General features: G+C 48.7%; 13 protein-coding genes and 1 tRNA gene. 5 read left to right on the top strand and 9 right to left on the bottom strand.

The window, feature by feature from the left end:
- Window positions 1-66 precede the first annotated feature (66 nt).
- The 7 genes from KS4_RS11040 to KS4_RS11010 all read right to left on the bottom strand — a co-directional run bounded on the left by KS4_RS11040 (window position 67) and on the right by KS4_RS11010 (window position 4117).
- Window positions 67-528: a hypothetical protein gene (locus KS4_RS11040; protein ID WP_145077942.1), complete on the bottom strand. Its 462-nt coding sequence runs from the start codon at window positions 526-528 to the stop codon at window positions 67-69.
- Complete coding sequence (locus KS4_RS11035; RefSeq protein WP_145077940.1) at window positions 525-743, bottom strand: hypothetical protein; 219 nt, start codon at window positions 741-743, stop codon at window positions 525-527. Before KS4_RS11035 ends, KS4_RS11040 begins: the two co-directional genes overlap by 4 nt.
- Complete coding sequence (locus KS4_RS11030; protein WP_145077938.1) at window positions 740-1666, bottom strand: alpha/beta hydrolase family protein; 927 nt, start codon at window positions 1664-1666, stop codon at window positions 740-742. Before KS4_RS11030 ends, KS4_RS11035 begins: the two co-directional genes overlap by 4 nt.
- Before the next feature lie 157 nt (window positions 1667-1823).
- Window positions 1824-2051: a hypothetical protein gene (locus KS4_RS11025; protein WP_145077936.1), complete on the bottom strand. Its 228-nt coding sequence runs from the start codon at window positions 2049-2051 to the stop codon at window positions 1824-1826.
- 219 nt (window positions 2052-2270) lie between these two features.
- A tRNA-Ala gene (locus KS4_RS11020) sits at window positions 2271-2343 on the bottom strand.
- A 224-nt stretch (window positions 2344-2567) separates the two neighbouring features.
- Window positions 2568-2858, bottom strand: a complete 291-nt coding sequence (locus KS4_RS11015; protein WP_145077934.1) for a putative signal transducing protein — start codon at window positions 2856-2858, stop codon at window positions 2568-2570.
- Window positions 2859-3175: 317 nt separating this feature from the next.
- A complete protein-coding gene (locus tag KS4_RS11010) occupies window positions 3176-4117 on the bottom strand; it encodes an NAD(+)/NADH kinase (RefSeq protein ID WP_145077932.1) in 942 nt (313 codons plus the stop codon).
- 199 nt (window positions 4118-4316) lie between these two features.
- Here KS4_RS11010 and KS4_RS11005 point away from each other — a divergent pair, with 199 nt between their 5' ends.
- On the top strand, window positions 4317-5309 hold the full coding sequence (locus KS4_RS11005; protein WP_200761176.1) for an MDR/zinc-dependent alcohol dehydrogenase-like family protein: 993 nt from the start codon (window positions 4317-4319) through the stop codon (window positions 5307-5309).
- A gap of 478 nt (window positions 5310-5787) precedes the next feature.
- Here KS4_RS11005 and KS4_RS11000 read toward each other — a convergent pair whose 3' ends face one another.
- Window positions 5788-6522 (bottom strand): lytic polysaccharide monooxygenase auxiliary activity family 9 protein, encoded by a 735-nt coding sequence (locus tag KS4_RS11000; RefSeq protein ID WP_145077930.1) that lies wholly within the window; start codon window positions 6520-6522, stop codon window positions 5788-5790.
- 59 nt (window positions 6523-6581) lie between these two features.
- Between KS4_RS11000 and KS4_RS10995 the strand changes: the two genes are divergently transcribed.
- From KS4_RS10995 to KS4_RS10985, 3 genes are all read left to right on the top strand, one after another.
- The gene (locus KS4_RS10995) at window positions 6582-6860 is read left to right on the top strand and encodes a hypothetical protein (protein ID WP_145077928.1); all 279 of its coding nucleotides are present in this window, start codon (window positions 6582-6584) and stop codon (window positions 6858-6860) included.
- Window positions 6861-6989: 129 nt separating this feature from the next.
- Window positions 6990-7850, top strand: a complete 861-nt coding sequence (locus tag KS4_RS10990) for a hypothetical protein (RefSeq protein WP_145077926.1) — start codon at window positions 6990-6992, stop codon at window positions 7848-7850.
- Between the two features lie 111 nt (window positions 7851-7961).
- The gene (locus KS4_RS10985; RefSeq protein ID WP_145077924.1) at window positions 7962-9038 is read left to right on the top strand and encodes an SIR2 family protein; all 1077 of its coding nucleotides are present in this window, start codon (window positions 7962-7964) and stop codon (window positions 9036-9038) included.
- A 92-nt stretch (window positions 9039-9130) separates the two neighbouring features.
- Here KS4_RS10985 and KS4_RS10980 read toward each other — a convergent pair whose 3' ends face one another.
- Window positions 9131-10039: an undecaprenyl-diphosphate phosphatase gene (locus tag KS4_RS10980; protein WP_145077922.1), complete on the bottom strand. Its 909-nt coding sequence runs from the start codon at window positions 10037-10039 to the stop codon at window positions 9131-9133.
- Between the two features lie 361 nt (window positions 10040-10400).
- Here KS4_RS10980 and metH point away from each other — a divergent pair, with 361 nt between their 5' ends.
- Window positions 10401-13955 (top strand): methionine synthase, encoded by a 3555-nt coding sequence (metH, locus tag KS4_RS10975; protein WP_145077920.1) that lies wholly within the window; start codon window positions 10401-10403, stop codon window positions 13953-13955.
- Window positions 13956-14229 lie beyond the last annotated feature (274 nt).

Below are 14229 nucleotides of genomic sequence, written 5' to 3'. Positions count from 1 at the left end.
CTACCTCTCAGTAGAATTAAAAGACCGCACCTGCTCAAGAGAGAGCAGGGCGGTGGTCAGGGTGGGCTAGTTTTGTTCTGTTAGCGGGTTGCCTTCCTCGTCTACCTTGATGTATTCAGTCTTTGGGGTAAAGGGGAAGGTAACTGGTACATGGCTGTCTGAGTTGGTATAGCCAATTCCGTCTGGACCAAAAAATACTTTGCCTTTGATAAATGAGGCGTTGCCGCCTTTATCTTTAAACACACGGCTGTCTCGCTTGTTTTGCCACTTTGGATTATCCGAGTACGCGCTAATGTCGTTCCATTCGTCGTCTTCACCAGTTAGCGGGGTTAATGGTTCGTATTCTGCAAGTTTGCTGAATGTCTCAGAAACATACGGGGCTGAAGACCCGCTATGGCCTTGTTTGGCAAAAACCTCTATCAACTCAATGATGTTTTTATATGCCCATCCGTTGGGGCCTTCCTCGTCTGGGCCTGCATACCCAGCCAGTTTCAATTCTTTCTTTGCATGTTCAACCAAATTGCTCATCTCGATACCTTTCGGTTCATAGGAATAAAATCAAACTCACCCGATGGGTTGTTATCTCGCACATCCGTATCGCTGAGGTATTCAGCGTTTTGGTTAATCATCAACGGCGGCACGATCTTGATGCCTTCTGGCAGGTTGATATTGACGGTTTGGTTCTTCTGTACACAACCAGTCAGTAACATAACTATAGAAAATACAACAGCTAAGAGTTTCATGGTTTGCTCGCTTCCAACTCTGTTTTGATGTTGTGAATAAGGAACGGCGCGAATCGCTTAACAATGCCGGGCTTAAACACATCCGAGTGTTCAATATTGCGTGCCAGCAGATCCATTTCGTTGAATTGATTGATTCTTGGGTCTGGTTTGCCCGTGTAGCCATCACGCCCCATTGATCCCCATTTGTGCCACCAAAGCCATTTAGCCCACCAGACGGGGTCATCCGAAGGTGAGTAGTAGATGTGAATGAAGTAGTTGCCTTCGGGGAATTCAATATCAGCGTCTAGGGCAGGGTTAATTAGGATGATGCCTTGAGGGTATGGCAAATATTCGGCTATTTCTGGCGATACGGCAGACACATCACTCATAAGCTCCAAGGCTTCATATATTATTGCACACCCGTTACTGTGCCCTAGCCATATATCCTGTTTCGGTTGCTTGGTTTGTACTGCTAACGCTAGTGCCACAGTACTGTTTTTCATTCGTACATCTTTAAGGTTGAAATACCCATAATCCAAATCCTGATAATCGTAATCAGCTAGATAGGGGTTGAGCATATCAACGGTAGCTGCGCCTTTATCGTGGACGTTGAATCCGTGGAGCTTGATGATGCGGGTTTTCTTTGACGCCTTGGCCGGGCTTGCTGGTTTCGCGACCCTCTTAACCTTACCTCTCTCACCCGCCATCTTCACCGCTTCGAGCGCCTTTGTGACTCCCATTCTTGCCATGCCCTCATCGGATTCATTCACAACCATAATTTCAGGATCGGCGTTGACTCTGTACCGCTCTGTGGTAGATACGTGAAGGACTGCTTCATTAGGCTTCAACCCATCCTCTTTAACTACACTTGCATTGCTACCGTTTGATATAGCGGTAATAACTTCGTTTGGGTTCTTTGCTGTTTGTAGTTGGGGGTAGGTCATACTCTAGGCCCTCTAGTAATTGCGATCATGTCATCAACCATGTAGCCACGTCGCAGAATGTAGCTTTCAATCTCAAGCCGAAATCGGTCAATCTTGTGTTTAGAAATGCACCAAGACTTATTGCTGCTGGCTCTTTTGATATACCCGACACTCTTTCTCATCTCTCACACCCTCGATACCCAGCGCCAACCAATGCCGCCAGAATTGCCAATAAGAATGCGAGACCCCCAACCGCCACCAACACGCCCCAGTAATAGGCAACTTCCAAGCCCTTACCTAGGCGCGCAAAAAGCGACCCACCACCGGACGAACCGATAGCGGGCTTGGCTTTTCGTGCGAAGCTGGCAGGCTTGATTTTGTTGTTTCGTTTTGTCCACGCTGACATATAGCGACCTTCTCGGATCGCCTGCCAGCCAGTGATTTACGGGTTGCGAAATGCGTTCTCAGATCAAAACATCTGCACCAGATTTGAGAGTGTTACCCGAATAATCACCGAACACAGTATACCATTTGCGCGCCGAGATGCGCGCCGAGAGATAAAATATATTCTCACCCCGCGCATCAAAAAACCCCTAAATCGTTTAGATTCAGAGGTTTATGTTAATGGAGCCTAGCGGGCTCGAACCGCTGACCTACTGGTTGCAAACCAGTCGCTCTCCCAACTGAGCTAAGGCCCCTTAAGTGAGTCGATATTTTAACGAGATTTTTATTCAGGGCAAGTACGCACACCCACCCAATATCCTCGATCCATAAATCGTGGAAAACTCAGGAGTTGCCAGTCAGAACACCGCAATTCTAGACGCAATCGCGCTTCAAGGCCTTGTTAATGTACGTATTTCGTACGCAGAGCCGTCATCCACGATCAACTTTTTCGCGAGATGATGAATAGGCATGAACTCGATTATTCGTCTTCATCCGGCAAGTTGGCGTCCACATCCACATTGTCCCAATCGATATTAAAATGCTCATTGCTGAAGGCTTCCGCTGCTGCCTTTGCTCGTTCCACATCACTCTGATGAACCAGTACATTGACATAGCCAGGCGCTTCTGCTCTGAATCCCGAAGCAATTGCGCCCGACGCCATCGCTTCGATCCCTTTATCTTTTAGCGCATCAACCAACATCGCGGCTTCGATTTCCGTTTCCATTTGCACCAAAATCACAGTTTCGCCAGACTTCGATTTTTCTTGCATTACATATCTCCTGTGCCTGATCTATCTCTGCTCAATGTCACATCAGTATGCCTCGTATACATCATTGCTCCCACAATCATAGGCTATCACAACACTGACGTTGATAGAAGAACATATCAGGAAATATCGCAGGTAATTGCCCCATACTTTCGTGGCAAATCCTAAGCACCATGCGCGGTACCATGTGCCCGTACTGTATAAAATGAATGTTCAGTTTTATGTGAGCAAGCCATGTAAGAGCGATTAATCGTGATATTGGTCGGCACGCTTATGCCTAATCAACGATTAGGCATTTGTCGGGTTATGTATGAGAAGAATCAATCACGTGATGGCCTAGCCGCCCAATGCATTTTCTTTGCAAGTAGTTGCCAGTAGTTCATGTCAGGATTATGGACTAATTTCAGAACACGATCATGCTTTCGAATATAAATCTGTTGGCCAGTGCATAAGGGTTTGGATTCTTGGCCATCCAGCACAAGTTCCGAGCCTTCGTTCACCCGTTTGAGCGTCAGCCATACATCGCATGACGCATTAAAAACAATTGGCCTAAACGCAATTGATTGCGGCGCAATCGCCGAGATGCAAATCCCGTCAATCCCCGGCGATACAATCGGTCCTCCTGCTGCCAAGTTATATGCCGTTGATCCAGATGGTGTTGCAACGACAAGCCCATCGCCATTAATCGTGGTCGCTGAAGATTTCGTTTGTTTCGGCTCAATCGCTAGTTCAATCTCAATCATCCTGAATGGCGGCCCTGCGACAACCGCTGCATCATTCAATGAGACCGATCTGAAAATCGGCTTCGGCATGATCGTTTCGTCACCGTCTCCCCATTCTGGTGTCCCCTCGTCATACACCATCACATCAAGCATCATTCGCTTTGACATTCGGCAAGCGCCGCTGCAAATACACTTCCAATGCCGCTTTAAATCCGCGATCGAGAATTCAGCTAAAAATCCGACCTTTCCAAAATTCACCCCGATCATTGGGATCTCAAGATCCACCAAAGCCCGCGCTTGAGAAAGCAGCGTCCCATCGCCGCCCAAAACAACGGCCAAATCAGCCTGTGGCAAATCACTCGCTGTTTCTCGAAACAGCGTCTGCATGTCAGGCTCCGCAACGATGTCTGCTCGTTCTTCCAGCCAAGGTCGGAATGAGTGCATCGCCTCAACAACTTGTGGCTTAATCCGGTTAGCCAGAATAAATATTCGGGGCTTGTGCGTAATCTGTGGGTTGTGCAAGTCGTGAATCTCAGTCATAAAGGTATTGTAACCGTTGGGGTGTTGTTATGGCAGGAATAAGCCGAAGGATAATCATACAATCGGCTAGTTGCGTCAAGCGACTATAAGCTGTAAAGATTGTATACAAGATGATTTAGCTTTCAGGCTCACTTAACTGTTTAAAACAGGGCGGACGTAGCCAAAATCAGGCTGAATAGCTCAAAAAAGAGGATTGAACGTGCAGGCACTTGTATTTGATGGCAATGGATTGAAGTATGAAGCAAACTATGCGGACCCAAAACCCGCAGCAGGTGAGGCGTTGATCCGCCCGACACGGCTGGGTGTGTGTTCGACCGACATTGAGCTTTGTAAGGGTTATATGGGTTACAGTGGTGTGTTAGGGCATGAGTTTGTTGGTGTGGTCGAAGCGGTTGGAAATAAGGAAGATAAGCACTGGGTTGGCAAGCGTGTTGTTGGCACGATCAATTGTGTTTGTGGTCAGTGCGATATGTGTAAAGCGGGTTTGCGTGAGCATTGTCGGGACCGGACAGTGCTGGGGATTATGAATCGGGATGGCTGTTTTTCAGATCAGTTTTGCTTACCGGTGATGAACCTGCTTGAAGTGCCGGAGAATGTGGATGATGATCATGCGGTATTTACTGAACCGTTAGCGGCTGCATATCAGATTCTGCAGCAGTTGACGATTGAGGGCAGGCCATTCGTAACTGTCTTAGGAGACGGGCGGTTAGGGTTGTTGTGTGCTCAGGTGTTGAGTCAGCTCAATGCGACGGTGCGATGTATTGGTAAGCATCCAGAGAAATTGTCGCTGTGTGAGAAGTGGGGCGTGAAGCATCGATTGCTGCAGGATGTGGGGCTGCGGATGGATCAGGATATTGTGGTGGATTGTACGGGCAGTCATGAGGGGATGAAGGTTGCCATGGGGATGGTGCGGCCTCGCGGGACCATAGTTTTAAAAACAACAGTCGCGCCTCGGCATGATGATTTGCAGGTATCTAATGGGTTTGAGGAGCTGGACTTATCTCCGGTTGTGATTAATGAGATTAAGGTCATTGGAAGCCGGTGTGGTCCGTTTCCGATCGCATTAGACGCTTTGTCGGCTGAAAAGGTGGATGTGGTCAGTTTGATCAGTCGGCGTATGAAATTAAGTGATGGTGAAGCAGCGATCGTGGCAGCAAAGAGTGGTGCTATCAAAGTGTTGCTTGAGCCATAAAATTAGTACAAGTCGAAATAATTAGGTTTACTTGGTGAGTGAACTGTGCGCCATTTTCAAAGTATGCGCACCGTTTTTTCATGCGCTCGAAGATAATGCTTGGGATTGCAGAAAATTGATGTGCGCGCATTCTGCGCGATCGAATTTCGTATCGCCTGTAAGTTGTTCATTTGCATTGGGTTCGGGATCAAAACTAATCATAGGTTAGGATGTGTACGGTAATCAGAAATGGGTTGAAATAGGTGAAGAATGGCGAAGTTTGAGATAGTTTGGTCAAAGATTTGTGAAGAATTCGAAGAAATGAACAGTTTTTGAAGGGTGCCAAATTGGCGGGTTTTGTTTTTGTGCGCGCGGTTGATTGCGGTGCGATTTACGTATTTGGCGGCTGATCTTGGAATATGAAAAACTGCGGCCAAGATGGCCGCAGTGAGAGGAGGAGAAGTTTAGTTGTTTTGATTTAGTTCGTACTAACTTATGATTAGGCTTGTATGGTTGCTTTACGGCGACGACGGAGTAGGGCGGGGATGCCGATGGCGCCGAAGAGGGCGAGGGATGCGGGTTCAGGGACGTTGGATGGTGCGATCATGAGATCGGAGGTTGAGAAGAAGACTTCGCCGACGGGGTCATTGCGTTGCCATGCGATCCAGAGGACGTGGTGTCCGGAGCGGTCTTCGGGGATGTCAACGTCGAAGTAGTAGTGGTTGTTTTGAAGTGTGGTGTCAGCTCGGCCGAGGAATTCCATTTGATCCCAGTTGAGTTGAGTGTTGGGGTCCCAGTCTTCAGTGGTCATCCAGACATCGAAGACGGAGGGTTCGTGGACGGCTGTTGCGTGGAAGTCAACGGAGAAGGTTTCGCCTGCGGTGGCGGGTGTGGTTGGCCATTCGTCAGAGACTTGGTCGAGGCCGGAGTATGAACGGTTGCCGCCTGAGGCGATTTGGCCGTCTGGCACCCAAGGTGAGTAGTCGAAGCCTTCGGGGAGGCCGGCTTGAACAGCGGCTGAGATATTTTGTGAGACTTGATTCCATGTGTAATAGGCATTTTTGCCATCCATATTGACGGCGTTTTGAGCGAGTTGGAAGCTGGGGCGTTCGGGGTTGCTTTGACGAACGCGCCAAACGCGCGAAGCTGGGTCGATAGCTGAGCCGTGGCCGAAGGCGAGGGTGGTGGTTGCAAAGAGTGTTAGTGCGGTGGTGATGCAGAGTGAGAGTTTCATAATGTTGTATCTCCTATTGAGCTGAACGTTTGGCAAGCGGCGAGGGATAAGTGGGCATCATGGTTGTGATGCTTTGTGTGTTGAATTCAATTTTTGATTTGAGTTTACTAACGTTTGATTCGTTAGTTGTGGGGTTTGTTGCTGCAAGTCAATGTATTGCTCTCGTGAATCGTGATGCTCAGGTTACGGTTGCTGAGCATGGCCGCAGTTTATCGAGAAAAAGAGTTGGCTCAAGCACAAATGATGTGAATTTAGGTAATAGGCAAAAGATAGAAAACGAAGTGTGTAGAAGTAAGGAGAGAAAGATGTCTGGTGGGTGCGCATTAAGAAATGCTTAAAAAATAGGGGTTTAATGGTTAATCATGTCAGTGATGACGCAAAAGGGTCGTGGATTGGTGAGTGTGTTTGGGGGAAACCTTAAGGGTTGATTAATGTTTCAGGGAGGCGATGCGGGATAGCATTGTGCTATGGAAAAGACACTTGTATCTATTGCGTGGTTAGTTGGTATGTTTTTGGGTGTTGGGGTGTATGGGCAGGAAGGTACTGTGGGGATAGAAGGGCATGCGGGTCATGGGATGGTAGAGAAGGAGGGGGGTGGAGAGGTTATCGTTAAGACGAGGGATGGGATGCGTTTGATACCAGATCAGTTGAATGATGTGGTGTTTACGTTGACCGATGGAGAAGGGAAGCCGATGGATGTGGGTGAGTTTGAGGTGGTGCACGAGCAGCCGGTACATGTGATGCTGCTTGATCCGAATTATAGTGATTATCATCATGTTCACCCGGAGTATCTGGGCGATGGGAAGTATGGATTTAAGTTTACGCCTGAGAGTGATTGTGGGTACCGGATGTGGGTGGATGTGAAGCCGATAGATGGTGGGCAGCGATTTATTCAAGAGGAGCTTGCAAGTGGTTTGGATTGTAATGTTGCGATTGATGAGTATGTGAATCATGAAGTGGAGGTGGATGGGTATACGTTTAAGTTAAAGTTTGATGGGCCGGTGGTTGAGGGGAAGGAAGTGATGGCTGAGGTGGATGTGAGTCGAGATGGTGGGGCTATGCGCGAGTTAGAGCCAGTGATGGGCGCGTTTGCACATATGATGGGTTTTTATGGGGATTATGAGACGATTGCGCATACGCATCCGATGGGGGAGGAGCCGAAGAGTATTGGTGAGCGGGGCGGGCCGATGTTGAAGTTTCATTTGCAGCCGGAGGAGGCTGGGTATTTGAGGTTGTATGTGCAGGTGCGGATTGATGGAGAGGATGTTTATGCGCCGTTTGGGGTTTGGGTGGCCCCCGGACTTGAGAGTGCTAGTGCTAGTGGCTAGTGCTAGAAAGTGCTGGGTGGTGAGGTTGTGGTTGAGAATATAAAAGCGCTTGTGAGATGGAGCAACTCAAGTAAAATTGAGTTGTTCTTTTATCTTATGAGGGCAATGAACATGCAAAAGAAGACTGTTTTTGTACTTGGTGCTGGTGTTTCAATGCAGTATGGGTTTCCGAGTGGGGCAGAGTTGGTGGATAATATTTGTGAGGAACTTGCGAAGAGTGAATATGAATACAAATTACACGAAGGCAAATGGGTAAAGTCGCATTGGAGAAGTGATGATGATATTGAATTGGAAATGAATTGCTTAATTGATGCTTTGCTAGTTTTATGCTTTGATTATCAAGAAATTCAGCGATTTCGAGAAAGAATATATTATTCAGATACCAACTCAATAGATTCATTTTTGCGAAATAACAAGCATTTTAAAGATCTTGGCAAGACGGCAATTTCGCACATACTAATTAAGGCAGAACAAGAGGTGGATTTATTTTTGAGGCAAAAATTTCAAAATAAAGAACACAGTAGCTATGTGGGTCCAAGTGTATACAAATATATTTGGTCGCAGATGCAAGGGTATTTAGGGGGCGCAAAAAGTGTAAAATATTTTATGGAAAGTCAATGCCCACTTTTTGTAACATTTAATTATGATAGGTCATTAGAGCAGTATTTCAGTAAAGTTATTATGAATTACTGCAATAACAAAAGTGGTGTAGATACGCTTATAGCCTCTCGAATAAGACATGTGCATGGCTGTTTAGGGTTACATACTGCAGATGTGGTTGGCCCAAGCGGAGTTTGGCCCTATAACGATCATATAGAAGTGAGCCGGTTGCAAAGTGCATGTAATGGAATTCGTATTATTGGTGATAAAAATGAAGATGAGACATTTGTTGATAATTTGAGAAGTGAAATGCTTCAGGCTGAGAGGATTATATTTTTAGGGTTTGCCTATCATCCAGATAATCTGCGTACACTATTTGGTAAAGGTGTAACGAAAGCACAGATTTTTGGAACAACCTATGGTATGACTCAGCAAGAAGTGTATGGTGTGAAAAGAATGTTTGAAGAATACGTAACGCATGTAAATAGTCAAATCTGTATTGAGCCAGATCATAATGAAATGACAGCATATGAGTATTTGCGTGAAGTGGTTTCGTTTGGTGTGTCGCAGCAAGAAGCGGCAGTATAAGGGGGTAAGTAAGAATGATTGTTGCAGACATCCCCTGACCGGCGGTCAGGGGCTTGTTTTTGTGGGGAGATGCGAAGAGGTTGGTGTGAGGGTTAGTTGTTGTTGATGAGGTTTAGGAGGAGGAGGGTGAGGGTGATGAGAGCGAGGAGGATGCGGTAGTAGCCGAAGATTTGTAGGCCGTGAGATTTGAGGTAGCCGACTAACCACTTGATAGAGAGGGCGGCGGAGAGCCATGCGGCGAGCGAGCCGATGAGCATGGGTGTCCAGCCGTATTGTTCAAGCATGATGGGGCCTGCATCGAGTGATTTGTAGAGTGTGGCGGCGAGGAGTGTGATGACGCCGAGGAGGAAGGAGAACTCGACAGCGGCGGCGGCAGAGAGTCCGACGATGAGGCCGCCGACGATGGTGACGAGTGAGCGGGATGTGCCGGGCCACATGGCGATGCATTGGATGAAGCCGATGGCGAGTGCGTGGAGGGCGGTGAGTGATTCGAGTGGGTTGCCAGCATTGGTTGCTGCTTTGAGTTCCGCGGCTGAAATGCCTTGTTTTTTTGCGTGGAATTTTTTGAGCCAAACAGTGATGAGGATGGCGAGTCCGCCGAAGAACCAAGCGGCGGTGACGGGGTATAGGCCGAAGAGTTTTTGTTCGATGAGGTCGTCGAAGAGTAGGCCGATGACGGCGGCGGGGAGGAATGCGATGATGATGTTGAAAGCGAGTTTTTGGCCTGCGACGTCGGATTTTTGTAAATCGGGGGTTGCGGATTTGGTGAGGCCGAGAGGGCGTAGCCAGAAGCCGCGGGTCATTTGGATGAAGCGTTTGTAGTAGAGGCCGAGGACGGCGATGATGGCGCCGGCTTGGATGCAGATGGCGAAGGCGTTGGCGGCAGGGCCGGTGAGGTTGAGTGCTTTTTGAGTGAGGATGAGGTGTCCTGTGGAGGAGACGGGTAGGTATTCGGTGATGCCTTCGACGAGGCCGAGGATGATGGCTTCCCACCAGGTCATGGGCGAATCCTTTCGTTGGGTGCTTGAATGAGAGGATAGGGTAGCGGAAATAGGGGCGAGTTGCGCGTGTTTTTGCGGCTTTGAGGTGTTAAATGGGGGTGAGAGCGAGGTTTGCGGTTGATTGTAGGGGAGGGCGGCTGTAATATATCCGTACATCCGGATATACGGATGGAATAAAGTGGTGAGGGTGTGGTTTGATGGGTGTGAGGGGCGGAGTGCCAGGGAGGAGGATGTGGGGCAGATGAGAGGGAGGGAGAAGAGAAGAGGGGAGATGGGATGTGTTATACGATTTGCAAAAAGTGTACTGTGGCGGCTGATTGGGAAGTTGGCGCCGCGGTGAGAAAAATGGAAAAGGGATGCTATGAGCCAGTTTGTTGAACAACTGAAGAAGCGCGTGCTGTTTTTGGATGGCGCGATGGGTACGAGTATTCACAAGATCAAGGGATTGGATCTTGAGAAGGACTATCTGGGGCGTGAGAATTGTACGGAGGTGCTGCTGCTGACGAGGCCGGAGCTGATCCAGCAGATCCATGAGGAGTATCTGGAAGCGGGCGCGGATGCGGTGGAGACGGACTCGTTTAACTCGTCGATTCATACGATGGAAGATCAAGATCTGAGTGATCGTGTCTATGAATTGAATAGACTGGCGGCAGAGACGGCGAAGCAGGCGTGTGAGAAGTGGGCGACAGATGAGAAGCCACGGTTTGTGGTGGGGTCGATCGGGCCGGGCACGAAACTGATTTCGCTGGGTCAGATTGGGTGGGATGAGATGCTGGAGAGTTATAAGGAGCAGGTGAGGGGGCTTGTTGATGGTGGTGCGGATGTGCTGTTGATTGAGACGGCGCAGGATATTCTCCAAGTGAAGTGTGTGGTGAATGCAGCTATTGAGGCGCTAGCGGAGAAGGGGTTGAAGCCTGACGTTGATGGTGAGGGCGATGTGCCGATCATGGTGCAGGTGACGATTGAGCAGTTTGGTACGACGCTGGTGGGGACAGATATTGCGGGTGTTGCGGCGGCGCTGGATGGGTATCCGATTTTGTCGGTCGGGATGAACTGTGCGACGGGGCCAACGGAGATGGCGGAGCATGTGCAGTGGCTGAGTGAGAATTGGCGCAAGCGTATTAGTTTGTTGCCGAACGCGGGGTTGCCGACGTTGGTGGAGGGGGAGACGGTGTTTCCACTTGAGGCGGAACCGTTTGCGGAGAAGGTTGGAGAGTTTGTGGTGAAGTATGGTTTGAATATCGTGGGTGGTTGTTGTGGGACGACGCCTGCGCATATTAAAGCGCTGGTTGAGAAGGTGGGAGATCAGGAGCCGCTGCAGATTAAGAAGGCGGCGGAGTTGCCGGGGGTGAGTTCGTTGATGGGGGCGGTGGCGTATGAGCAGGATGCGTCGATTTTGAATGTGGGTGAGCGGACGAATGCATCGGGGTCGCGGAAGTTTAAGCGGCTGCTTGAGGAGGAGAGTTGGGATGAGATTATGTCGCTTGCGAAGGAGATGGTGAGGGAAGGTTCGCATGTGGTGGATGTGAATGTTGATTATGCGGGACGGGATAATCAGGCGGATATGAAGACGGTGGTGCAGAAGCTTGTGAATCAGGTGAATGCGCCGTTGATGCTTGACTCGACGCAGCCTGCGACGATCGAGGCGGGTTTGAAGTGTGCGGGTGGTAAGTGCATCATCAACTCTGGGAATCTGGAGGATGGTGAAGAGAAGTTTGCGGTGATGTGCAGGCTTGCGAAGAAATACAACGCAGGGCTGGTGCTTGGTTGTATTGATGAAGATCCAGAAGAGGCGATGGCGCGTACGGCAGAGCGTAAGCTGTCGATCGCAAAGCGGATGTATGATTTGGCAACGACTAAGTATGGGTTAGACGGTCGTGATTTAATGTTTGACCCGTTGGTGTTGCCGATTTCGACGGGGATGGATAAGGATAGGCGTAGTGCGCTGGAGACAATTGAGGGGACACGTCAGATTCAGGAGGTTATGCCTGAGAGTCAGATGACGTGCGGGTTGTCGAATGTGAGTTTTGGTTTGAAACCAGCAGCGCGTCAGGTACTGAATAGTGTGTTTTTGTCTGAGCTTGTAAAGGTGGGCATGAACAGTGCGATTCTGCATGTAAGCAAGATTTTGCCTAAGCAGAAGATAGATGAGACGCAATGGAATGCGGCGCTTGATTTGGTTTATAACCGTTGGGCGGATGAGCCGGTGACGCTGCAAGATGGGACGGAGACGAAGGATCCGCTGCAGATTTTTGTGGATATGTTTGGTGATGATGCTGCAGTGGTGAGTACGAAGGTTGATATGAGTGAGCTGCCGCTTGAAGAACGATTACAGAAGCACATTATTGATGGTGAAAAGCGCGATCTGGAGAGTAATCTGGATGAAGCGATGAAGCAGTATGCCCCGGTTGAGATTATCAATGAGCATTTGCTTGAGGGGATGAAGGTTGTGGGTGAATTGTTTGGGAGTGGGCAGATGCAGTTGCCGTTTGTGCTGCAGAGCGCGGAGGTGATGAAGGCGGCTGTTGCGTATCTTGAGCAGTTCATGGAAAAGGTTGAGGGGACGACAAAGGGAACGATGCTTTTAGCGACGGTTCGAGGGGACGTGCATGATATCGGCAAGAATCTTGTTGATATTATTCTGTCGAATAATGGGTATACGGTTCACAATATTGGGATCAAGGTGCCGATCAACGAGATTGTTGAGAAGTATCGGGAGTTGAAACCTGATGTGATTGGGTTGTCGGGCTTGCTCGTTAAGAGTGTGAATGTGATGGAGGAGTATTTGAAGGAACTAAATGATTTGGGGATTGATGTTCCGATGATTTTAGGTGGTGCGGCGCTGTCGCGGCCGTACTGTGAGACGCATTTACGGGAGGTTTATCAGGGGGATGTGTTCCATGGGACGGATGCGTTTGAGGGGCTGCGTGTGATGGACATGATGCATGATGGGAAGCAGGATGGATTGAATGAAGAGATTGAGGTGCGTTTAGGTAAACGTGCAGAGACAGATAAGAAGCTGGCGGAGATCGCGGCGAAGAAAAAAGCGAAGATTGCTGCAGAATCTGCTGAAGGTGGAACGGCTGTTGCTGTGAAGAGTGATGTAGCGATAGATGTAGTTGTGCCAACGGTACCGTTTTTCGGCAGCCGGGTTGTTGAAGAAATTGATTTGAATCAGGTGTATCCATTTATCAATGAGGTTGCATTGTTTAGGGGGCAGTGGCAGTTTAAGAAAGGCCGAAAGACGGCGGAGGAATATGAGCAGCAGTTGGAAGATGATGTGCGGCCGCTGTTCAGGGATATGTGTAAGCGGTTTAAGGATGAAGGGGTGCTGCGGCCGAAGGTTGTGTATGGGTATTGGCCGTGCCAGAGTGAAGGGGAGGATCTGATTATTTTTGATCCAGAGGATCATGATAAGGAGATTGAGCGATTTACATGGCCGCGACAGAAGGATAAAAAGCGGTTGTGCGTGAGCGATTTCTTTAAGAGCGTAGAGAGTGGGGAGAAAGATGTGATTGGGTTGAGCTGCGTGACGATGGGCAGTGAGGTGTCGAAGGTTGCGAAGAAACTTTATGATGCGAATTCGTATCAGGAGTATTTATATACGCATGGGTTGGGTGTTGAGGCGTGTGAAGGTTGTGCGGAGATGTGGCATAAGCGGATGCGACAGGAGATGGGGATTGATGGAGGAGATTCGCCGAAGATCCGTGAGCTATTTACACAGAAATATCGTGGATCACGGTATAGTTTTGGGTATCCAGCCGTGCCAGAAATGAGCGATCAAGACAAGCTGTTTGGTTTATTGAAGCCTGAACGGATTGGTTGTCAGTTGACGGAGAATTGGCAGATTGATCCGGAGCAATCGACGAGTGCGATTGTGGTGCATCATCCTGAAGCGAAGTATTTTAACGTGTAATCAGGTTGGCTAACCGTAAATTAGAAGACGTCGCGAAAGCGGCGTCTTTTTTAGTGTGAAAGAGGGATATAAAAAACACGCCCGGTGCAGCGGGCGTGCTTTGTCACAATCCAGGCTGCTTGGGCAGCCATGTAAAGAAGAAGAGTTAAAAAGCGTTTGGCAAGATTATTTATTGCGTTAAGAAGTAGGTTGAGTACATTCATGTCGCGTATTTGATGTCTCTGTTGTCTAAAAATAGACTTTACATCAAACTATGGATAATCGCGCAGCTTAC

The organism is Poriferisphaera corsica (assembly GCF_007747445.1).
Taxonomy (GTDB): domain Bacteria; phylum Planctomycetota; class Phycisphaerae; order Phycisphaerales; family Phycisphaeraceae; genus Poriferisphaera; species Poriferisphaera corsica.
This window is presented reverse-complemented; position numbering and strand designations above follow the sequence as displayed.